The organism is Bacillus cereus group sp. Bc061 (genome assembly GCF_027715825.1).
Lineage (GTDB): Bacteria > Bacillota > Bacilli > Bacillales > Bacillaceae_G > Bacillus_A > Bacillus_A paranthracis.
The window spans coordinates 139,813-163,741 of record NZ_JAQFTZ010000009.1; the positions used below are offsets into that span (position 1 = coordinate 139,813).

Genomic DNA, 23,929 nt, shown 5'->3' on the forward strand with positions numbered 1-23,929 from the left:
TTAATTCAAACGGTATTTATAGTTTTTTAAAAAGGCCTAAGCTCTTGCAACACCGAGAAATTAGGCTTTTTTATATTGAATTCCTTAACGTTGTAAATCCGCATTTTCCTGACGCTACCCCTCTATGAGCAACTCAAAAAGTTAAATACGCTACAACACCGACCAAAACCAGCAAAACGTATATACATTGTGAAGAAAAACGGAAAATTGCGACCGTTGGGCATCCCAACTATAAAGGATAGGGTATATCAAAATATAGTGCGAAATGCCCTTGAACCACAGTGGGAAGCCAGATTTGAAGCTATTTCTTACGGGTTTCGTCCTAAGCGAAGTACCCATGATGCCATACGAAGCATTTTCAATAGAATCAACGGGGGCACAAAGAAGAAATGGATATTTGAAGGAGATTTTCAGGGCTGTTTTGATCATCTCAACCATGAGTGGATACTCAAACAAACTTCTTACTTCCCAGGAAGAAAACTATTGAAGCGATGGCTCAAGATGGGATACATGGAGCAAAGCTTTTTCGCGGAAACGCAAGAAGGTACTCCGCAAGGAGGAATTATCTCGCCACTTCTCGCTAACATTGCCCTTCATGGAATGGAAGAAACCTTGGGAATTACTTACAAGAAAAACTATAAAGCTAATGATAGTTATATTATGAATCCTGCTTGCAAATTTACCTTGTATAGAATGTTATTACGGTCCGAAGCATAAACCAAGACACGAACTCTGGGTCCCTGTTATCCCGAAGTAAATTACATATTCAGTAATAGAACGCTTTTTATGGAGTAACAAAAAAAAGAGCCGAATTTCTTAATTTAGGTGATGGGAAATTCGGCTTTTTATATTAGAATTTCCTTATCGTTGTAAATCCGCATTTTCCTGACGCTACCCCATTAAGAGGAATGAAGCTTATTTAATTAGGAGCTTAAAATTTTTATACAGAAGATACTCATTGCAATAATTTATTTAATGTCTTTATTAAAACATAATCAGTAACTAGTAATTAAAAGATTTTTTCTTAATGAAATTTAATTATAAAAATATTCCGGGAATCTACCTAGAAATTTTCCAAACATACAACAATTAGTTCATCTTAATTCTTTAAAAATTTTAAACGAAAGGTGAAGAGTTAAAATGGATAATATAAAAAGTTTCATAGGAACCTGGAGACTATTGGAATTTTATGTGGAGAAAGTAAAGGGGTTACGATCTTATCCTTTTGGAAGAAACCTAGATGGATTACTTATTTACAACAATGATGGATATATGAGTGTTAGTATTACAGGGGAGAATCAACCCAGTAAAGTAAAGCTTGATTTAAAAAATACCTCTGCTGAAGAACAGGCATTAGCTATCAATCATATTTCTTATTGCGGATTATTTAAAGTAGAGGAACAAATAGTTACTCATCATGTGAAAACATGTCTTTTTCCTCAATGGAAAGACACCAAGCTTAAACGATTCTATAATTTTAACCAAAACAAATTAACTTTAACTGCAGGACATCTAAATCTTACGCCAATGAATGAAGTAATTGTATTAGTTTGGGTAAGGCAAAATTAATCAATTAAAAATTAGGGTGGGGATTAGCATGGAATTTGATTATGTTAAGGAAATAAGTTCGGAAGGTTTTAAGGTATACATTATTGATGATTATGAATTAGGACATCCACAAAGAACAGGAACATATGTTCTATCTGAAGGGGATAATGTCACATTAATTGATACATGTACTAGTCCTTCTCTTCGATATATTTTAGCAGGACTATATAAATTGAAAATCGAACTCACTCACGTTAAAAATATTATAGTGACACATATACATGTTGATCATGCTGGTGCTGCAGGACTTTTAATGAAATGTTGTCCGAATGCTAAGCTGTTTGTACATCCTTTAGGAAAAACACATATGTGTGAGCCAGTTAAGTTAGAAAAAAGCATAAAAAAATCATATGGGCATGATATATTTAATAAAAATTTTTATCCTATAATTCCAATTCCTGAAGCACGTATTCATTCTGTAGCTGATGGTGAAAAATTAAAGATTTCTACAAATCGCGAGCTGCAATTTTTTTATACTCCAGGGCATGCTGATCATCATATGTGCATATATGATTCTGCAACAAACGGCATATTTGCTGGAGATACACTTGGAGCTAATTTCCCCGAAATTGACTATAACTTATATCTACCAATAACTTCTCCACCTCAATTTGACTATAAAAAAATGATTGAATCCAAAAAAAAGATACAAAAATTAAATCCAAGTAAAATTTATTTTGGACACTATGGTGTATCGAAGGAAGTAGAAGAAATATATAACCAACTTGATTATTGGTTAAAAATATTTATTGATATAGGTAAAAATGTTTGTAAGACAGAAAATGATGCTAATAATGCAATAAATGCAGTTTCTAAACTGATTTTTGAAAAAATCAAATATAACCTTACTGAGAAAGGTCTACCATTAGAACATCCATTTTATGAAAAAATAAAACCAGATATTGATTTTTGTGCGAGTGGAATTATTCTTTATCTAAAAAGAATGAAGTTCAACTCATAATACTTTGGTGTATAGAGAGTAGGTGTTTTATAACATACATTAAAAAAAGCACTCAAAAGAGTGCTTTTTTCTTGTTACTGATAAAGAGTTTTGTGATCTTACCCAATACATATTACATACTATGAACAATAACACCTTCTAAATAAATTTACCATATGTAAAGAAAATAAGAATTCATTTTTTAATTTTACCAAACGCAAAAACCGAAAATGTTTTTGCTAATATTTCTGTAATAATAGAAATTGCTTTTAAAAATTTAGTATTTTTTTTATTAAAAAGATGAGTTTTTCTCTTCCTTTGAGTGTGCAGTTAAATAAGGTAGTAAAAACCTACTATGACTGTACATTGAAAGGTGCGGAAACACCAAAGTAATTTATGTTATCCTATGAATGTATGTATGTTTATTGAAGGCTTTACAAAAAGCACAGTTTAATCCTATGGGCTCAGGATGCTGTGCTTTTTGCCATACATATAAATTTAATAGTGTAATAAAAAATAAAACCAATGGCTCAAAGTTTTTTATAACGGACATGTGTAGTTTATTAATCTGTTTGCATTCTACGTCATATATGTAGAATATTTATATTCTTTAGGATTGTATCATTGTAATTAATTGAGTATTTCTAATATTCCAAACGACCTCTACTCAACGTTATTTTGACTTATTTGAGTAAGCAACTTCTGCAAACATCGAATTAATCATAAATTATTTTAGTAGCTTCTGCTCATAGAAACTACCTGTGGAACTGAAGCGTTTAAATTGCTACATTTCCTAATAAACATGTTTATTAGGAAATAAAAAGGTATAATCCTATCTTGTTTCAAAATACTATCTATCCATAAATTATCAAATTATATAAAGAAAATACGGACATCAAAGATTATAAACGATTTAGAAATGGCTACTAAACGTTGAAGTTCATTGTATGTTGCAAAGGCGTACTCAATTTAAAAGATTCACCTTTAGTTATATAACGCTTGACAGATATCTTAAAACCATAATCCTGTTTTAATAAGAGTACATAAATATAATGGATTTCAGTTTAATAAAACCTATATTTTATTATTTATTACGTTCCCATTCTATTTTTTCCAATAGGCAAACACTTGTTGAAAACTTTAATGACTATATAATACTTATTTCATTACATTTATACCACTAACTCTCAATTTCAAAAAATACATTTGACTATATCTCTTTTATTATTATTTCTCTAAGTATTTAGTTATAGTATCTAATTATCAGCTATACAGTTTATAACAAATATTTAAAAATTTAAGGGAGGGAATGTAATGATAAATAAAAAATCAATATTTAACAAGATTGGCTTAACTTCTATAGTAATGAGTACTTGTTTCACTTTATATTCACCAATATCGTTTGCTGATACTAAAATAAATGATATTGTAGAGATTGGACAAAATGAACAAAAAGCAAAAGTATATAATAATTTTTCTACTATATTCGATGAGCAAAAAAAAATGAAAACCTCTTTATTGGTATCCATAATAGATGACCCCTACAGTAATAAACAAATCGCAGTTATAAAAACGGATGGTAGTAATATCAATGCTAATAAATATGTACAGGGATTAACAGATAATTATGGGCATGATGCTGGGTATATGTCGGCACTTTTAAAGTGGGCATCCTCTTATAATATTGAAATGGAGTTGTCAAATGCAAATTCTCAATTCTATAAAGTTTCTCCAATAAATACAGTAGATAAAAAGACCATTACATCTTCAGTAGGTTATAATATTGGTGGAGAAATTAAAGTTAGTGATAAGGTGGATGGAGGAGGTTCTGGAGGTATGAATTGGTCAACTAGTACCTCTTATGATCAGCCTGATTATAAGACTGTTCTAGAAACAGATACTGCTAACAAAGTTCAATGGAAGGTACCTTTTATTTCTTCAATGAATCAGGGGTATGGACCTTACACTAGAGAGTCAGATGACTCTATTTATAGAAATCAACTTTTTATGAAATCACGCAATGCGGCATATTGGGCGAAAGATAATTTTATATCAAGTGATGAAATGCCTGCTTTAGCAGCATATGGTTTTTCTCCTGGTATGATTGCAGTAGTAGTTGCAGATAAATCTGAAAAAACATCTAATTTAAAAGTAACTTACACTAGAACCTCAGATGACTATCGAATGGACTGGAACTCATTCTTCAATGGTGTTCATGGTAGTGGTTCAGGTTGGTGGGTAGGTGGAAATATTAAAAACGTAAATATAGATAAATCAACCCACAACTATGTATTAGATTGGAAAAATCACAAACTGATTGAAAATTAATATAATGGAGAACAAAATTTTTTAATAAATCTATTTATTATATATACCTGACAAAAACAAAGTCGAAGAGAGTATGATGACTCTTAGACTTTGTTTTTTGTTATTAATTGTTTATATGACACTCAAGATGATTGATAGGAACAACTAAAGCGTTCTCTACTTATTGTTTGTAGTAACTATCCTTTTAGGCACAATAAATTTATGTAACATAGCCACTTCTTAGAGACTGTATAAGTGAATACTCCTATCAGGATTTATTCATACGCATGCAGAATAGTAAGCAATATATGCTGTTGCCAATAAAAATATCGCTATTTTATTAGCAGAAATATTTCTTTTCTTTACTGTATACGGTTGTTATGCTATTAAATCTGATCTTTGAAACCTTCACAACCACATATCACCTAATACTCCAAGTAATTATTGGTTCTCAAATGTATTTACGTCTCTTGCATGACAATAAATAAAATATTTCGTGTTTTTCTATGCAAAAACGATGCTTTCATCCTAAAACTCTGTTTGAACTTTCGCATATCGTAAATTCTGCAAAAATAAAAGCTTTGGAACTGACTCTTTTTTATTTAATACTCCCATTATCTCGCACTTTTACATTTACTTTAATATTTATTTCTGCTTTGGATAATTCTTTCCCCCAATCATGTTGATGTGAAATCCAATTTTTATATTCGAAAGCACGAGCATATAGCCCTAGCCCAATAGGGTCTATCTTAGCACGTTTAATTTTATTTATAAGTTGATTCATTTCTTTTGTTAACTGCCGTGAAATAGCTTTTTCTAACTTTCCACCATTAATTGGTGTATGAAAATTAGGGAACTTCTCGATAATTTCTGCCCCTAGGTTAACTTGTATATTAAATGTAAAATGGTTTGTATATGTTACTTTTGTATCCACATCAATTCTCTGTGCAGAAATACTAATCCACCGTTCATTTATTTCCCTAAGTGAATTTTTAATTGTGAATGGATAATCTCCTTTAACTTTATTCTGTAATATGGTTAGTAATTTATTTTCATTAGGACTTAAACTTAATCGAAATAAATTTTGGAAATCCAAAAGCATTGTACCAGTAATCCCCACTTTTTGATTATCTATCTTTTTAACACTGGAAATACTAGGGGTTATCCCTTTATCTTTGATTTGTCTATAAAATTCTTTAAATGTAGTTTTAACAGTAACATTTCTTGCATTACCTGTTCTAATTAGTTTGGTTAAATAATCTGCAAGAAAGTTTTTCTGTTGAGGATGGGAGGAAATAATGTCAGAAACCTTGCCTTCGACAGCTATAACTTTAGCAGTCATAGTATTTTGCGGGTCACGATAAAAAGGTTCTAAATATCTTATCCAATTCTTTTTTTGAAGTAATTTTTTCCCTAAAAGAATAATTTGAATTTTACTACCCGAAATAATACCTGGATCAACTGTATCAAATTTATCTCTTGCCTTTCTCACTGTAATGTCTGTAGTATAATGTTTTTCCTCAGTACGTTTCCGATCTTTATTTATTAAAGGGTTTACTACATATATCTTTAAATTGTCTTGTTGGTCTATATCAATTCCTACAACTAAAGTTGCTGCGACATCTTCCACATATACTTGATCATAACAACCCGTGAGTATAATTATACACGAGAGGAGATATAATATTTTTCGTTTCATTATGTCTCACCTCTTAATTTTATTACTACTGACATAAATATCGGAAATATATAAGCTGTTCCTAATCCTATATGCGAAATTATATTCTTCCAACCTTGTACCTGATTTAAAGAGGGATGTATTAAATAAACACTTAAAATAATACATAAAAAGAAAATGAACGTATGCATTGTATTCTTTTCTCGATTAGTTAAATTACTTATACATAATAAACTTACATAAATATATGGAGTCCATGCAGTGAAAACCACAAATAAATATAAAGAGATAATAATTAAATCAAATCTTTCTAAAAAGCTAACTTCAATAATTTTTAATATACTTAGTACAGGTTGGTTATAAGCCGTTATTTCATCTGGACTGAAGAAAATAAAACAAGAAATCGTCATAAAAATATAAAAAATCATTGTAATACTATTAGCAATTACAACCCCCTTTATGGCATTCTGTTTTCTTTTTAAATATGGATATATACAAAATACTATTTCAAAACCTGTAAAAGGAAAGATAGCTTGAGGAAAAGCGTTCAAAATTCCAGTGATTCCATTTTTAGGAATCGGAAGCATATTCAATATATTCCCTTCTTTTAGAGGAATTAAAAATAGTAGTATAATCCAAATCGTAAGGTAAAATACAATTTCAGAATATCGACCTAAGACGTAAATGTTTTCGGATACAACAAGATAAGTAGGAATTAAAAATAAAATTATTATGAAATAATCAGGTGTTTTTGGGAGCAAATTCCCCTTAATATAAAGCATGCCATTTAGTATAACGACCCACGCATAAAAAGAAAAATAGGCAATATAAATTATAACGATAGTTTTCTTTATTATTCCATTTATCTTGTTATTCAACAGATGTTCTGAATATCTACGAGCTATCTGTATCCACGCTATACTAGCTATTGTAGAAAATAAAAAACAAAGAGGGAGTACTAACCATCCATCAGTACCTGATTTTTCCGCTAGTGTACGTGGGAGAAAGAGAATTCCAGTTCCAACCTGAGCACCATGAATAATAAATATAAATTGACTTAAAGAAATTGTATTGGCATTATCAATTTTAGATATCATATATCACCTTTGGTTCCATTTTTATATTTAAGAATAAAATGTTTGAGTTTATAAATTTCCAAGGGCAAAAATGAAACTCCATATGGAATACCTATAGAACGAATACTTAGCATATGTGCTAGTAATATCATAAGCCCTATAATAATACCTACAATTCCAAACCATGTCGCTAATAACATCATAGGAAAACGTAAGTAGCGAACAGCTAAACTCATATCATAATTAGGCACTGTAAACGATGCGATTGCTGTCACGGAAACGATAATTATCATAATATTACTCACGATTCCGGCTTGTACAGCCGCTTGTCCTATAATAATACCTCCAACAATCCCCATAGTTTGTCCGATAGGAGCAGGTAAGCGTAAAGCTGCTTCTCGCATCATTTCTAAAGTGATTTCCATAATCATAGCTTCTACAATAGCTGAAAAAGGAACATTTTCCCTTGATTCGGCTACAGATAAAAATAATGGAACTGGTATCAGACTAAAATTATATGAAATGAGTGCAATGTATATAGCTGGTAAAACAAGTGCTAAGAAGAATGCCCCTATGCGTAATATTTGAAGGATAAAATGAATCATCCACCTTGTACTACAGTCATCTATATTTCTAAAAAAGCTAAGGAAATTTGTTGGACCAATTAATACATTAGGAGAGTGATCGACAACTATTACAAATTTCCCTTCTAAAAGATGAGATACGGCCGTATCTGGTCTTTCGGTCAGTAAAAGTTGTGGAAAAGGGGAGTACGGATTATCTTCAATGTGCTTAATCAATTCCCCAGTATTAACTATGGAATTAACTTTAATATTATTTAATCTGTTCTGTAACTCTGCTGCTATATGAGGATCCGCCTTTTCCGTTAAGAAAAGTACAAAAATTTTTGTTTTTCCTTCTTCACCAATTTCCAATAATTTCACATTTAACTTAGTAGTTGGTAAATAATTTCGCATTAAAGCAATATTTTTAGTAGCAGCTTCTACAAACCCTTGATGTGTGCCTTTTATAGATATTTCATTTTTAGAATCAGAAGGCTCTCTATTGAGCCCACCTTTGATTTGAAGTTTATATGCAAATGTAGAGTGATCTAAAAGAAGAGTAGCATTTCCCTCTAATAGACTTTCCTGAATACCATTAAGATATTGAAGCTTAGAAATATTCCCAATTGGTATGATTAGTTCCATTTCAGATTTATAATTTTCACTTAACAAAGGTTTAAGGATATTCTCATTTATATCCGTTTCATCAACTAATTCCGATAAATACATTAACGCCAAAGTATGATTATTTTCTTTCTGAATTCTTCTTATTACAAGATCTGGGGCATCTCCAAATAATGTTTTTATAAAGTTTATATTTTTATCCAAAGAAGGGGTTATTTCTCCGTTTATAAAATTGTTCTGATTTGTTCTATATCCTTTTTCTGGAAATACGGTTTTTTTCTTTTTCATAAGATTATCCCTCGAAACAAATGGTTTTATAAGATTATTATTTAATAACTACGCACTAATTATGTACCAAAAATGTCTTTCATTCAGACAAAATAATCTTGTACAAGCGTGCAACTCAATCATTACAATAGGTGAGGCGTATTATAATCATCAACGTCTACAATAAAACGCTAATAATTTTAGAGACTAAAATTATTAGCGTTTTACATTTTTATATTAAACATATTCTAAGTGTATACTTTCAATTTATTTAGAAACTGAGAACAGGTAATAAAGAACCTTAAACTAAAAACATATAAAAGGTGGAGAGAAAATTGGAATTTAGAGATTTAAAAATTTTTCAAACAGTAGCTAGAATTAAAAATATTACCGCCGCCGCGAAAAGTTTAAATTATGTACAATCCAATGTAACAGCACATATAAAACAATTAGAACAAGAGTTGAATACTGTTTTATTTCATAGACATGCTAGGGGGATTTCATTAACAGGAGATGGACAAAAGTTTCTTGAAAAAGTTGACAAAATCCTTAAAGAATTTGAGGAATTAAATAATATGTTTAAAGATGAATCTTCTGTTGGTTTTTTAAATATCGGAACAGTAGATACCGTGCATCCATTACCGATGATATTAGCTGGGTATTATGCAAAGTATCCCAATGTAGATATTTCGCTAAAAACTGATGTAAGTAATCAACTAATGCTAGATGTACTTAATTACAAATTAGACGGAGCATTTGTTACAGGCCCTATAAAAGAGCCATCGTTTGACCAATATGAAGTTAGTAGTAAGACACTTTCATTAGTTACGAATCAACCTATATTTAACTTACAAGATTTGAATCATGAAACCTTTTTAGTATTTGGACAAGGTTGCGGCTATAGAACAATGTTAGAAAAATGGCTTAAAGACGAAGGTTTTATTAATAATAAATTTATGGAATTTAATATGTTAGAAATGATTTTACATAGCGTATCTCTTGGCTTAGGTGTTACACTCTTGCCAGTAACAGCTGTAGGTTTGTTTTCTAGCATTCCTAACATTTATTGTCATGAAATTCCAGAGGAATTCCGTCAAATTACGACCATATTTATTAGGAATAAAAATATAAATCCAGGACCTTCTATGAGAAATTTTATAAAAGAACTTCAAGTATATAAATAATAAAAAATATGTGGATCTTTATTATTTGTAACGTAATAATCAAAATATTTTATCGAATTAATTTTGTAGTCATAAAACCATCATAAAAAATGATGGTTTTCATCATTTGTTTGAATTTTACATTGTCTCTTGATTTAAATAGAATTGCATAGGAATCGATTTCAAAATTTCATATTTAAGAAACATTTTTAAGGATAGTGATTTATATGTCGAAAAAGAATTACAATTTAATTATCAAGAAAAAAATAAAAAGAACGAAATGTTTAATTTTTATTTTCACAATAATATTAGTGACGCTCATTGGATTTAAAGTGAAGTATTATATTTCCTCTGTAAATCATCGTTTAGAAGAAGTTGTTTTACCAAACACTCACATTGAATCAATAGATGTAGGTAGATTAAATAGAAAGCAATTAGAAAGTATGCACCAAGAACAAATCAATTATTTAATGCAAAAAAAGTTAACATTTTTGTTAGGAAAAACTAAAAGAACCTATACTTATCAGGAAATAGGAATTAAGTATGAACCTACTCTTGTCATTGATAAAATTTTCGACCAACAAAGAGGAAGTACATGGACGGGGTGGTTGAAACAATTAACAGCAGAAATAGGTTTTCGAAAAACCAATTATAGATTAGAACCTAAATTCGATGATAATAAATTAAAACACTTTATCGAGAATGAATTTACTAAGTTTCAAGAAGAACCTACTAATGCATTTATAAAGTTAAGGGGAGCTGATCCTGAAATATCTTATGTTGATGAAAAGCCAGGGAAAAAAGTGAACATTACTATGCTAAAAAAAGATATACTAGACGCTGTGAACAAAGAAACAAATATTATAGCTGTAAAGTATATAAATATCCACCCTGATATTTCCATGCAAGATTTAAAAAAAATAAATATGAAAACCCCTATGTCTGAATACAAAACAGATTTGTTTGGCCGGGATAAAAATGTAAGAGAAAATATCGAAAAAGCTGCTTTAAAATTAAATGGTGTGGTAATACCTTCAAATAAAGAATTTAGCTTTAATGCAATTGTGGGAATAACTGATCAGGCTCATGGCTACAAAAATGCACCAGTCATTCTACATGATAAGATAATACAGGCTGCAGGAGGAGGAGTATGCCAAGTTTCAAGTACTTTATATAACGCTGTTTTATTAGCAAATTTAGATGTTGTATACAGGGTAAATCATAGTCATCAAGTAAGATATGTCCCAGCCGGATTAGATGCAACAGTAGCAGATAACGGTCCTGATTTTAAGTTCAAAAACAATACTGATACACCGATATTTATCAAAACAATTATAAAAGATAATCAATTAACTGTTAAATTATTGGGAAAAAATTCTGATAATATTGTACACGTGTATACAAAAACAATGGAACAGACAAATTCTTTATTAAAGGTAAACACATATCGCGAAGTGGAAAATAAGAATAAAAAAATAATAAATAAAGAGTTAATTAGCGCTAGTGTCTATAGACTCAAATGATATGATTTTGAAAAATAGTTTACGTATTTAGTACATGATATAGAACAAATTATTTATTAATAACATATTAGAAGGGGATTTATATGTTAAAAACATATTTTAATCATAGATTCATTATTCTACTTCAACTTTTTATAAGTTTGTATATATTCACAAATATATTCCACTTATTTTTAGACACTAAAGAAACATCTCGTTATTTTAAAGAGACTATTCAAATAAATAAAGAAGTAAATCAACCAAGTAAATATGAAGTATTAGCTCAGAGTTTAGATCAATATTTAAAAGATAACGCGTTTAATGGTTCTGTCCTTGTAACTATTAAAGACCATGTAGTTTTAAGAAAAGCTTACGGTTATGCCAACAAACAAGATAATGTACTAGCGACATCAAAAACAAAATATCGCATTGGTTCCATCACCAAAACAGTTGTGGCTGTTTCTATTATGCAATTACAAGAACAAGGAAAATTAAATATAGACGAAAATGTAAATAAATATGTTTCTACGTTTCCAGCTGAGAAACAAATTACATTAAGACACTTATTAACACATACATCTGGATTACCTGAGCAAGGCCAAGGAAATGTTGATGCAACTTCACACCTAAAATTAATAAATTGGATTGGATCACAAAAACTTGAATTTCCACCTGGAACAGGTTGGAGATATACAGATTACAATTACATGGTTTTAGGATATATTGTTGAAAAAATTTCAAAACACCCTTTATCTGAGTATATAAAGGAACATATTTTTAATCCAGCTGACATGAAAGATTCGGGAATAGGTGAAAAATTCCCTGAGGATATTTTTTTAGCAGATGGGTATAGAAGAGAGGAAAATTCGCTTGTACCAGCACAGAAATTGCAAATGAAATGGTTATATGGTTGTGGAGATATGTATACTACTGTAGACGACATGAAAAAATTAGATGAAGCAATTATGAAAGAAAAATTGATTTCTAAAAAGAGTTTATCAGAAATGTTTACAGTCTCACCTGCCAAAAAATATGGCTTTAGTTTTTATGTTCACCCAGACTATTATCATAATCACGGTGTGTTGGCTGGATGGAATACTTTTAATAATTTCAATTGGGATAAACGTGTATTTGTAATCTTATTCTCAAATGTTAAAAATAGTATGGACGATGCATTTAATCAAAAGTTTCGTAACATGGTAATGAAGCTATAAAATAAAATTTAATAACTAATCGATTGGTGTATAAACAGCTTCTGTTACAGAATTTTAAAATTGAAATTTTCTGTGTAAAAATCAATATATTTTACACAGTTTAAAATATGGTCACTCTCCATTTTACATCGTAAACCAGAAGTCTGTACCAAGTATTCCCCCATTCGAATATAGATAAAAGAAGAGAATTTGTTTGTGTTCAAAGATGGTCCTTATTTAAAAATTAACGATACTGCAATAATTATCCGAAGTTTCATTTTCTCTATGAAACTCCAGATAATTATTGCAGTATATTAGCCTATATATTTGTTTATCGATACTTATTTAGCTTTTCTATTGGTATTTGTTTTAATATAAACCCTGACAATAAGGATATAAACCTTTATTTTAGACGACATTAATATATTTTAAAAGGACAAGTTAGTATTATTGGTTCTGTTGCAAAGTTTTCTACATGAAGATACACTCTAGAAAACAGAATCTAGGAGAATTAGACATGAGATATTTTAAAGGAAAACAATTCAAGAAAGATATTATTTTAGTAGCTGTCGGCTACTACTGCCGTTTTTCTTTAAGTTATCGTAATGTATCTGAAATCCTGAAAGAACGTGGTATTTCAGTTCACCCAACAACCATCATGCGATGGGTTCATGAATATGGCAATCTCATCTATCAAATTTGGAAAGTGAAAAATAAATCTGCACGCTTGTCTTGGCATTTAGATGAGACTTATACCAAAGTTAAAGGAGAATGGTGTTATCTCTATCGTGCAATTGATAAAGATGGGCACACATTGGATATTCAACTTCGTAAAAAACGGGATCATCAAGCGGCATATGCCTTCATAAAAAGATTAGTAAAATATTTTGGAGAACTAACGGTTCTCACTACAGACAAAGCGCCGGCATTACTTTGCGGATTTAACAAATTAAGAAAACAAGGATTTTATCAAACTACAATCCATTGTTCAATCAAACATTTAAACAATCTTATTGAACAGGATCATAGGCATATAAAGAGACGTTTTGCTAATTCCATAGGATTTCAAAATCTTCGTCATGCTTCACGTATAATAAAAGGTATCGGGACCATTCATGCCCTATTATATAAACAAAGGCGAAGTCTTAAAAGAGACTCCGCCTTTTCAACGTACAATGAACTTCAACAATTACTAGCTACTTCCTAAACATCGGTCCTTATTTACCAACCTGTTTATGCTTTTTTCAAACTTTGCAACAGAACCCCATTAGGCAACTACACTGTGATTTCAAATTTATATATATTTACACCAAAACTTTTACAACGAGGCATTAATAGAAAGTGACTCTTCCAATCGTTCTTTGGCTAAAGTAGAGGATGACTACAATGCCACTGTAAAAAATATGATAACTACAAGACATTACTAAATGAAAAGAATAGCTATGAAGCTAGTACAGTTGGTAACAAACCGTTCCATGCAGCATTAGGTAAATGGAAACAAGAGGGTGCAAAATGGGGAAATGATGACTGAATGGGTTTTAAGCGGGCGAAGTAAATATTATTACCTAAGTACTACAGAAAACATGAAAAACTCTAAAGGTGAAATATTTAAAAAAGGTCAAATGATAACCGGATGGCTCCAAGATAAGGAAGCATTCTATTACCTTAGCCCTAAACAAACCACGGGATATCGTTCCATGCCAATTGCAGAAGGAGAAATGGTGATAAATTGGTTTGAAATTGACGGGAGGTGGTATTACTTCAGTCGTGGGGAAGATGGTGTCGATACGCAAAACTATGCTGGTGCAAAATTTGCACTAGGGGAAATGTGGACTGGTTGGTTACAATGGGTAGGATTGAAGAGAACTCATCGGTATTATTTAGATAAAAGCTCAGGTCATATGATTAAGAATAATAAAATAACCATCAAAGGGATAGATTTACTTTTTCTTTTATAATTCTATATTTCTCAATATTATTCAAAGACTATACTTCAATCTTTGTCACATCTCCCAAATCGCCACTAACTAACTTATTATTTTTAATATACTTATTTCTAAAAAAGAACTAAAGTTTTTATCACTATCTATATTAAGAGACCGCTAACTTACTTTGTAATTTTTATATTGGCATATTATTACTCATACTAGGAATCAATTTAATGTATTATGACTTCTTCATATGAATTTCTTTATTTTTGGTAATAGGAATTCTCCTCATATTTATTGAGATTATTATGAAGTTAACTGATATTCTTGAATAGCTTTAAATAAGAAATCTCGCGCTTTCCTTTTACTATTAGATTTAGTCAGCTGGTACTTGCTGTAGAACGTATAACGTAAAGAATTATTATGAGGGCTGAGGAAAACGTATATTTGTAATCTTGTTCTCAAATATTAAAAATAGCATGGAAGGTGAGTTTAATCAAAAATTTAGTAGCATAAACCGAGGTTCAAAATTATTAATGACTGATTATGATTTTTTGCCCTTTACACCTAATTTCTAAATTGATATAGGATTGAATTATTATTATTAGTAAAACCCCCGTGTCCTAATTTATAAGAATACGGGGGTTTTAACCTTAACTGTAAATAGTAAAGCAACAATTATAGAGGAGTTTGGGTATCTCTTACTGTAAATTCTTTCCCTACAGTCGCTGAAAAAGGAATTTTTTCATCAGAAACATATATTTTTTGTTCCTCATCCTTAAACTTTAGAAGCCTTATTACTTCTGCTGCATCAAATAAAATATTCTGGGTAGTATGGTATTGAGGTTGACCGAATAAGGAAAAATCCTTTGATTTTAACCCTATAAAAACTCCTAAACGTCTATACAGCGGATTGTTTTGAGTTAAAGGATAACGAATAATACGTTTGGCTAATTCTTTGAAAAATTGATAAGGAGTTGCATTTAATATCTCTTCGGACTCTAATATTTCATAAGAAATCGGAAAAACAATTGGACCAGATCCTTTTCTTTCAAACGGTACCCCTAAAAGGTGTTTGTCGTCCATAAAAATAGAACCCGTAGTTATTTCTTTAGATAAATCTTTATGATAATATCCCAAATACACCATAGGAACGGATATTCTTATATTATTTTCAATTTCCCAAATAGGACTAAAGAAACCGTGTGCATTATACTGGTGTAAAACATACTCAAGATGTGAGGATGTATGTGGAGGTATTTTAACATCCTGAGATGGAACTGTAACTTTTTCAGTTGTAGTGTGTGTGTTTGTATCTGTATTTATCCATTTGTGATTATATTTTAAACTGAATGCGAGTTTTGTGCTCGCTTTTGCAATCAGTGGGATTTTTGCTTTTCCTGAAAACTCTAAACTAACTGTTCCTTCGACCAAGTTTTCATTTGTTTTAGTCGAAGTAACAGTCTCTGTCAGAGTTACTTCTTCAGCGATTGATTTTCGAGTAATCTCTGTATTCCCAAAATTTTCGAAGTGATTCTTCCCTGAAGCTACGATTTTCTCTATTTTTTCAGCAGATTCAATAGAGTGTATTGCAGTAGATTTCACTCCATATTTAAATTTTGGAAAAACACTAATGCTGTTTCTATTATTTAAAAAAATAACATCTCTTGTGTATGCAACGATATCCTGTTCTTTAGATGTTAATTTGGGAGATGTGTCAAAATCAACATAATATTCTCCATCCGAAGGAAGTGGAGACAAGCTTTCCTCAACATCCTCGGTAAGAATTTTTGTAAATTCATAGTTATTACCAGTATTCGTTAACGCAGTTCCTTTATTTTCCATAAATATATTTAAATCTACAGTCCCTTGCAAACGAGAATGCCCTTGATAAATGACTTTATTATGCTCACTAGAAGTACTAATCACTTTAAAGTGAGCAGGATGAAGTGTTTCTATTAATTCCTGTATAGAAATTATATCTTCGCCCTCATAACCGTCATTATGGATAATATAAGAAAAGCTGATTAATCCATCTAACGTAACAGAAGTACGAATAATTGCATCAAATTGTAGCCTTTTTACAAAGGTTGATATATCTGCTTTTGAATGTGGAGCCACACATACAGGGATTTCATTTTCATAATATTGATTATCAATTACACTATAGGAATGAGAGTTTTGAAAATTTTGTTTTGCTGAAGCCATAAAAGTTGCATGTATACTTGGAATAGATGTGAGACTTTGATTTATAACAGTTTCACCATCCTTTAAATGTAAAGTTTGAATAGGTGTGACTGTAAATTTCTTATTTCTTGAAGTTCGAACAGGAATATTTATAACTTTTTCTTCATCAGTGATATTTTCCAAGGTGTCCGATCCGATTTTGATATTAGATACAGAATGACTGCCATTTAAAGTACGGGGAATATCAAGAGAGCATAGAATGTTTAGATCATCTAGTTTCAAATCTTTCAATTCAACTGAATCATCATACGTTTGCTTAACATACTTATTTACTAAATCCTCAAGGTGTAAAATGGTTGATTGGGATAAAGAACCTTTATTTACATTTTCAAGATCCAAATGTTCCATAAAAAAACCTCCTTAGTATTCGAAAATAATTCTATGATAAAATTATAATCACAATAAAGAAATGTAATTTTTGTCGTCAGGATAGACAAAAATTACATTTCTTTATTGTGATTAAGTGATTTGTTATGAAACATCATTGCGTCTTAAATACTTTGGATACTCGGGACTATACTTTGGGAATGCTTCGTAAAAATAGAGGAAAACCAGATGCAAGAAGAGGGAAAATAAACGATTAATAATTTCGCACGAAATACCGTTTTTACGAACAATTATGTTTGTTTATAAAATCTAATACAGCATTTAGAGGTTTCATGCTCACGTATATGCATCTTGGTATGTTGATTTATGATAAATTAGCATTTAAAGATTTTATAGTAAATTACATTTTAATTTCAAAAAGTATTTCTTGTCTTGATTTAGTTAATTTAATTCCCGATAAACCTTAATTAAATTAACTAGATAATATTTTATCATGATATTAATGCATTTTTTTGTTTTAGATGTAATTTGTATACAAAAATCGCATTATTTTACATGCGCCTATATTTAATTTTAGTATCTCATAATTTATTTATACAAATGAATATGTATAAAAATTGAATTTTACGCGAACTTGTGTTCGTATTCATTTTCTGTTATAGTATATATGAGGTGATTTTTATGGATTACAGCAAGCAACGTCAAAAATCCGTACATCGTAAAAAATTATACGAGAATCTAAATGAAATGCCCTTTTACATAGAAGAATTTGTGGAGTACAAAGAATTGCATGATGCCTCTCCCTCCACCCTACTGAATTATGTATATGACTTTAGAGTCTTCTTTAATTGGTTATTATCCGAACAAATTATTGAATTAAAACCTATTAAAGACATATCCTTCTCTGATCTGGAGAATTTAAAGAAAAAAGATGTTGAAAACTTTATGAGATTCTTAAAATTACAACAAAACATGCAGAATTCCTCTGTTAACAGAAAAATTTCGGCCTTAAAGTCTTTATTTAAGTACCTTACCTCCCTTTCAGAGAATGAAGATGGAGAATGTTATTTTTATAGAAATGTAATGGCTAAAATAGAAATACATAAGGATAAAGAAACATTAAATGCTCGTGCAAAACGTATGAGATCTAAAATATTCCATAATGATGACGATCAAGAATTTTTGAATTACGTTAAATATGAACATGAAAAATCTTTAACAAAACATCAGTTGTTCTATTTCCTAAGAGATAAAGATCGTGATGTAGCTATTCTCTCCCTCTTTCTTGGTAGTGGTATTCGAGTAAGCGAATTGGCCGATCTTCGTATGGAAGATATAAACTTAAAAGAAAGACTAATTGATGTAATCCGAAAAGGAAACAAAGAAGATTCTGTATGGATTACCCCAATTGCATTGAATGATCTTGAAAAGTATATGGAAATCAGAGATAACAAATATGCTCCAGGGAAAGAATTGAAAAATGTGTTTTTATCGAAATATAAACATACTGCACAACCTCTTTCAGTTAGAGCTATCCAAGATATAGTAGAAAAGTATACTAAGGCCTATGGAAAAAGAATGTCTCCTCATAAATTAAGACATACATTGGCAAATAAATTATATATGGAAGAAAAAGATTCATTACAAGTGATGCAGCAACTTGGGCATACCAGTCAAGATACAGCTTTGCTATATACACAACTTGGGGAAACAACTATTAAAGATAGTTTAGGCAGAATAGGAAAGAATAAATAATAAAAGTTCAGCAATTTTCCATTGCTGAACTTTTATTATTTCCCTTGATAAGAGAGAAGATTTAAAATCTACGATAAATTTACTTAATTCCGGAATTTATTATATAAAAAATATATAGTTTAAATTCTACTTTAATTAGAGTTTAAACTGGGTATATTAAATAACAGTTTTAAATTCTTAAAATTATTGTTTACGTTAAATACACTTTTAACGAACAGTTTACTATAATTTAATTATAGTAAATAAGGGCCTAACCTCATACTATTAGGTAATAGGGGGGAACGTGAATGTTATATCCATACTCATTTTTTCTCCTGTCGATTTTTTCTTCGTATTTTAATGCCATCGGTCCAGTCTACTAATGTTAGACCAGCTAATATTAAAGAAGTAAAAAGTATAAATTGATCTAAGTCGGAACGAGTATTGATTGTATTCAATTTCATTTTAATTGTATCATAAGAGTCTTTATTATTTGACTTATAGTTATCTAAAGCTTTATTAAGCAATACGATATCTTCAGCATTTAAACTCTTATTCTTATTAAAAGAAATATTTTCTGGTGATTTTATAAAAGTTAATATTATAATTCCAATTAATAGTAGACAATACATGATCCTCAAAGGTTTTTTTTTGCTTTTGGCAATTGGAATTATTGTACCGGCTGTTGCAATTAAGAATGCAATAACAATTATCCAGTCATAAATGTTTAATCTATCTAAAATCGGTGACACAAAGTTATAGAATACATAACAAAAAGCGCAAATTGCCAATAAAATAATTGCAAGCTGGAAAATCACTTGAGGAAAAGTTCCCTTAGATCGAAACGATTCAAATTGTTGTATACACATGTAAAGAAATACAGATAACCCTCCAACAGTTAGGGCCATAATAACGTTAGGGCTAATAAAGTAAGAAAATGCAAAGAGAGCTATAAAAAGTCCGAAATAGGCAAAGAAGTGCTCAATAAATGATAATAAATAATTTTTCATTGGTAAAATTCCTCCGATTTAATTATTAATAGTTTTTTAAAGTAGACTCATAAAATAATAATGAAATTTTTATGAGGGAAAAAGTATATGTAAATTGCATTAGAATAGGTACATAATCACTTTGCCTCTATGAAGTAAATAATAACATACTTTTTTAATATATTATTATAATTATCTATTTAAATACAAAAAGTATATTATTTATGTAGTAATTTATTGTTATGCATAACAATTATGTTTCTGCAATTATACTAAAAGTATCTATAAAAGTTGCTAAGACTTGTTTAAATATTTCTATTAGCTCCTGCTATTGCATTTCCGTATAATTATATACCTAGTAAAGACAGTTTCATAAGCATGAGGATCTCCATCCGGATATATTAATTAATAGACATTACTGGCAGCTAAACGTTTCAATTTTTCTAAGTAAAATATAAGCTTATAATTAATATTTATGTAGCTAATTTTCTCAATGTATTTAACTCGAAATATAATAATCACATGTTGATAATTTATTCAAGAGTTCGTTAAATCGGAATTTCGCGCGAAGTTTATTGGATAATTTATTCGATATAAAAAAACGAAGTTTACAATCAAACTTCGTTTTTTTATAACAGTATCTAAAATATTTGGCTTTTTCAAATCCATTTTTATTAATGAATTCTAAAATTAATAAAATATACTCTAACAATTTCTATCCATGAGGTTTTTTGTAATTTTACAAATAGATACTTATAAAAGCAACGTTCCCCATGTATTTATAAAATAATTAAAATCATGGGTTCGTACAAACGCCACTGGCATTAAAATGAAATTCTTTATACTGGCCGTTAGCGGTTTTTATCTTTTGGGTGGTATCTAAAAGCATTTGTCCTTTACCATAACCAGGAACAGCCTGAAATTCTGGACAAAAATAATACCATTTCCCCTTATCTTGGAACCAACCTAATTTTGCGGAACCATCTTTTTCAAAATAAAACCATTGAGCATAAAAATTTGTCCACCCAATTTTCATAATACCATCTTTACCAAAACAATATATTTTCCCGTCATTTGTGGTTAAAAGATTATTTGTAAACATTGATCCGTCCGATTCTCTTAAATAATACCATTTTCCTCCATCTTGGAGCCAACCTCGTTTCAAAGTACCATTCTTTTCAAAATAATACCACTCTCCATTATTCTGAAACCAACCAATTCTTGTAAGCTCTGCTCCAACCTTAGTTGATAGCACTTTAATTCTTACACTCCTTTTTAATATAGCCCATATCTTCATATTTTTGACCATATAACCTTTTGGTCCGAAAAACTGATCATTAGTTGCTAAAAAATACCAATTCCCATCATCCTCTAACCAACCGGTCACCATTTGTCCTTTTTCTAATTTATCAGTTTTTTCAGGACTGAGATAATACCAATTATCGCCACTTTTAAACCATCCGGTTTTCATTTTCCCATCCCCATCGTAGCGAAACCATCTTCCGCTCTCTTCTATCCACACATCAAGTTTTGCGGTTAGCTGAAACGCTTTGTTACCCCATGTTTTGTTATAAAAATCCCTTAAGTCATTTGATAAGTCGTTACAGGTATCTAAATCTTTTTGAAGTTGATCTACTTCCCTTGTCCATGCTCCGGAACGATCACCTAAAGTTCTGATATAGCCGTGCAAATCTTTAATTTTATGTTGTAAAATGTTCGTGTAATTATTCTCATCAATTTTTATTCTGTGCTTTTCTCCTATATTTGTTATTTCTTTTATTACATGTTTATATTTTTTATCATATGTCTCCTTTATATGATCTCTGTATTTCTTAGCTTTTTCTGTAAATGTATCAAAATGAGAGTTGAAGGTGCCACCATCAATGTTTGCATCTAATCTAATCTGTTCCTGTTGCATAGATTGTAAAAATACCAAATGTGCGGCTGCAATCATTGTATATAAAGGAAGTTCTGCTTCTTCAAGTTTAGGCTCTTTAGCGCAATCATTTATAAGCGATTCAAATTTATTATCAACATTGATTGCATCGTTTCGACGAGTATCCTTGTTAATATTCTTTTCAATCATTGATTTTTCAAATTTTTGTTGAAGTCCCAATAGTGTCTTGTAATCACTTTTAATAGCAGATAAATCATAGCCTTTAATTCTCTCTTCTATCTTCTGCTCAACCTGTTTCATTTGACTATCAGATGTGTTCTCTGGCCATAGCAAGCCTAGTAATGGGGAAATAATTACTCCTGCATATGGAATAAGCGCTGTAATTCCTAACGCTAACTCTTTAGAAGCATTATTAAAATCTTTACTATATGCATTAGTATACAGTTGTTTTAATGCCAATCCTCCCAACGAATTAATAGCTTTCATAGTATCTGCCGTAAAATACTTGTTTCCTTCAAATAATTAGGTGTTTTTTATATTAATAATTCATGATAGTTTATATTAGCTGCTTGTTTTTACGATAATTAGATTTCATTCTTTTAATTTTACCCCATTCTTTATATTTCGATCCATATTAAGCGACGTATAACATTTGATTTAATATTCCTTCTTTATGATACTATCCTTCAAATATTTTTAATTTCTTTACTTTATAAAATTGTTGGATGGCCTCATCGATATAAACCCAGCCTTTCCAACCTATGTGCATATGGTCTTTTAAGAAGTATTTATCATACTCATGATCTGAGAAGTCAGCAATTGGATAACCAGCTTTTTCAATTTGCTCATGAACTTTCTTATAGTACGCTTCGCGTCGTTCTTTCGGGAATCCAGCGTAATCGTACCAAGGACCTTTTACAGGAACAGAAATGAAGAGTGGTTTTGCACCAGATTGTTTTAATAAATCAAGTACAATTTGTAAATCTTCATATTCTGGTGATTGGTCATAAGCATCATTTTTTAAGTAACCTTCACGTTGCTTTAATTTCTTCTTAATTTTGCTATTGAAGTAACCATCTTCTATACCGTATTCATTAGATCCTGATTCTGCTGCACCTGTTTGATCCGCATGTTTACGAGCTTCTTCCCAATTCATTTGTTTTAACGAAGGGTCAAGTTTTTCTTTATGCGGTTTAATATTAAACATAGCTGTAAATAAATCTTTACGATCTAAAATGTTACGATAAATATAAGCGAAAGGTTTAGCAGCAAGTGCTTTTACTTTATACTTCGTATCATCGTAGGCGATACCTTCAAGCGAAATTTTTAATAAAGTTTCTTTCTTAACGATTTCAAAGTTTAATAAACGTTTTGCAATTTGCTTTTTCATTTCAGGTTTTACATCATCGTTAAAAATGAAGTGGTAACCTTGTTGTTTTGAAAAGTTAGGTGCAAAGTGCGTTTCATCAATACCTTGTGGTACAAACCATTGCGGAGAAAGAACGAATACCATTTTCTTATCTTTCAATTGATCCATTGTAGATGCAAAGTTTAACACATGTACAAGGTCTTGTGTTCCGCCGCGTCCAAGTAGGAATGGTGTGAATCCTTCAGGTTTTACTTTGAAATAATTTGATGGATGGAAAGCATCCATACGTGCGAATTCCGATGAACCGTACATCGGAAGGTATTTCGGGTCTGCTAACATCTTTTGCTGTAAAATCATACTTTGAATCTTTTCTTCTTTTAAAGAAGTCGCAGCTTGTTCTACTTTCTCGTCACTTAAAAGCGGGAGTAGAAAGCGCGTCGGAATAAGTAGGAATACAGCAAAAAGGGCCAATGCTAAAAGCATCGGACCAAATTTTGCTTTGTTCATCGGATTTCTT

General features: G+C 30.4%; 16 protein-coding genes and 1 pseudogene. 10 read left to right on the top strand and 7 right to left on the bottom strand.

Annotated elements, in window-relative coordinates; translation table 11 throughout:
- Positions 1 to 120 precede the first annotated feature (120 nt).
- From PDQ40_RS22790 to PDQ40_RS22805, 4 genes and pseudogenes are all read left to right on the top strand, one after another.
- A pseudogene (locus tag PDQ40_RS22790) lies at positions 121 to 693 on the top strand (reverse transcriptase domain-containing protein); the annotation flags it as partial.
- Between the two features lie 447 nt (positions 694 to 1,140).
- On the top strand, positions 1,141 to 1,569 hold the full coding sequence (locus PDQ40_RS22795) for a lipocalin-like domain-containing protein (RefSeq protein ID WP_242228019.1): 429 nt from the start codon (positions 1,141 to 1,143) through the stop codon (positions 1,567 to 1,569).
- Positions 1,570 to 1,597: 28 nt separating this feature from the next.
- Positions 1,598 to 2,569, top strand: a complete 972-nt coding sequence (locus tag PDQ40_RS22800; protein WP_242228018.1) for an MBL fold metallo-hydrolase — start codon at positions 1,598 to 1,600, stop codon at positions 2,567 to 2,569.
- Between the two features lie 1,293 nt (positions 2,570 to 3,862).
- Complete coding sequence (locus PDQ40_RS22805) at positions 3,863 to 4,876, top strand: beta-channel forming cytolysin (protein ID WP_242228017.1); 1,014 nt, start codon at positions 3,863 to 3,865, stop codon at positions 4,874 to 4,876.
- A 577-nt stretch (positions 4,877 to 5,453) separates the two neighbouring features.
- Here the strand turns inward: PDQ40_RS22805 and PDQ40_RS22810 are convergent.
- From PDQ40_RS22810 to PDQ40_RS22820, 3 genes are read right to left on the bottom strand one after another with little or no spacing between them, the layout of a single operon-like run.
- Positions 5,454 to 6,554 carry a Ger(x)C family spore germination protein gene (locus PDQ40_RS22810; protein ID WP_242228016.1) on the bottom strand — a complete coding sequence of 367 codons (1,101 nt, stop codon included), beginning with the start codon at positions 6,552 to 6,554 and terminating at the stop codon, positions 5,454 to 5,456.
- Positions 6,554 to 7,630 (bottom strand): GerAB/ArcD/ProY family transporter, encoded by a 1,077-nt coding sequence (locus PDQ40_RS22815; RefSeq protein ID WP_242228015.1) that lies wholly within the window; start codon positions 7,628 to 7,630, stop codon positions 6,554 to 6,556. Before PDQ40_RS22815 ends, PDQ40_RS22810 begins: the two co-directional genes overlap by 1 nt.
- Positions 7,627 to 9,084, bottom strand: a complete 1,458-nt coding sequence (locus PDQ40_RS22820; protein WP_242228014.1) for a spore germination protein — start codon at positions 9,082 to 9,084, stop codon at positions 7,627 to 7,629. Before PDQ40_RS22820 ends, PDQ40_RS22815 begins: the two co-directional genes overlap by 4 nt.
- Before the next feature lie 314 nt (positions 9,085 to 9,398).
- Here PDQ40_RS22820 and PDQ40_RS22825 point away from each other — a divergent pair, with 314 nt between their 5' ends.
- The 5 genes from PDQ40_RS22825 (at position 9,399) to PDQ40_RS22845 (ending at position 14,879) form a co-directional block, all read left to right on the top strand.
- Entirely contained in the window at positions 9,399 to 10,247 is an 849-nt protein-coding gene (locus PDQ40_RS22825) for a LysR family transcriptional regulator (RefSeq protein ID WP_242228013.1), read from the top strand.
- Between the two features lie 206 nt (positions 10,248 to 10,453).
- Positions 10,454 to 11,749, top strand: a complete 1,296-nt coding sequence (locus PDQ40_RS22830) for a VanW family protein (RefSeq protein ID WP_242228012.1) — start codon at positions 10,454 to 10,456, stop codon at positions 11,747 to 11,749.
- A gap of 83 nt (positions 11,750 to 11,832) precedes the next feature.
- A complete protein-coding gene (locus PDQ40_RS22835; protein ID WP_242228011.1) occupies positions 11,833 to 12,942 on the top strand; it encodes a serine hydrolase domain-containing protein in 1,110 nt (369 codons plus the stop codon).
- Positions 12,943 to 13,438: 496 nt separating this feature from the next.
- On the top strand, positions 13,439 to 14,128 hold the full coding sequence (locus PDQ40_RS22840; protein ID WP_242228010.1) for an IS6 family transposase: 690 nt from the start codon (positions 13,439 to 13,441) through the stop codon (positions 14,126 to 14,128).
- A gap of 313 nt (positions 14,129 to 14,441) precedes the next feature.
- Positions 14,442 to 14,879 carry a hypothetical protein gene (locus tag PDQ40_RS22845; RefSeq protein WP_242228009.1) on the top strand — a complete coding sequence of 146 codons (438 nt, stop codon included), beginning with the start codon at positions 14,442 to 14,444 and terminating at the stop codon, positions 14,877 to 14,879.
- Between the two features lie 648 nt (positions 14,880 to 15,527).
- On the opposite strand, the gene PDQ40_RS22850 is transcribed toward PDQ40_RS22845, so the two are convergent.
- Positions 15,528 to 17,444: an ETX/MTX2 family pore-forming toxin gene (locus PDQ40_RS22850; protein WP_270691640.1), complete on the bottom strand. Its 1,917-nt coding sequence runs from the start codon at positions 17,442 to 17,444 to the stop codon at positions 15,528 to 15,530.
- A gap of 660 nt (positions 17,445 to 18,104) precedes the next feature.
- On the opposite strand from PDQ40_RS22850, the gene xerS reads away from it, so the two are divergent.
- On the top strand, positions 18,105 to 19,178 hold the full coding sequence (gene xerS / locus PDQ40_RS22855; RefSeq protein ID WP_061401921.1) for a tyrosine recombinase XerS: 1,074 nt from the start codon (positions 18,105 to 18,107) through the stop codon (positions 19,176 to 19,178).
- Between the two features lie 302 nt (positions 19,179 to 19,480).
- Here xerS and PDQ40_RS22860 read toward each other — a convergent pair whose 3' ends face one another.
- From PDQ40_RS22860 to dltD, 3 genes are all read right to left on the bottom strand, one after another.
- The gene (locus PDQ40_RS22860) at positions 19,481 to 20,167 is read right to left on the bottom strand and encodes a hypothetical protein (protein ID WP_071741202.1); all 687 of its coding nucleotides are present in this window, start codon (positions 20,165 to 20,167) and stop codon (positions 19,481 to 19,483) included.
- A 775-nt stretch (positions 20,168 to 20,942) separates the two neighbouring features.
- Positions 20,943 to 22,529, bottom strand: coding sequence for an insecticidal delta-endotoxin Cry8Ea1 family protein (locus PDQ40_RS22865; RefSeq protein WP_270691641.1), 1,587 nt, complete (start codon positions 22,527 to 22,529; stop codon positions 20,943 to 20,945).
- A gap of 193 nt (positions 22,530 to 22,722) precedes the next feature.
- The gene (gene dltD, locus PDQ40_RS22870; RefSeq protein WP_242228039.1) at positions 22,723 to 23,919 is read right to left on the bottom strand and encodes a D-alanyl-lipoteichoic acid biosynthesis protein DltD; all 1,197 of its coding nucleotides are present in this window, start codon (positions 23,917 to 23,919) and stop codon (positions 22,723 to 22,725) included.
- Positions 23,920 to 23,929 lie beyond the last annotated feature (10 nt).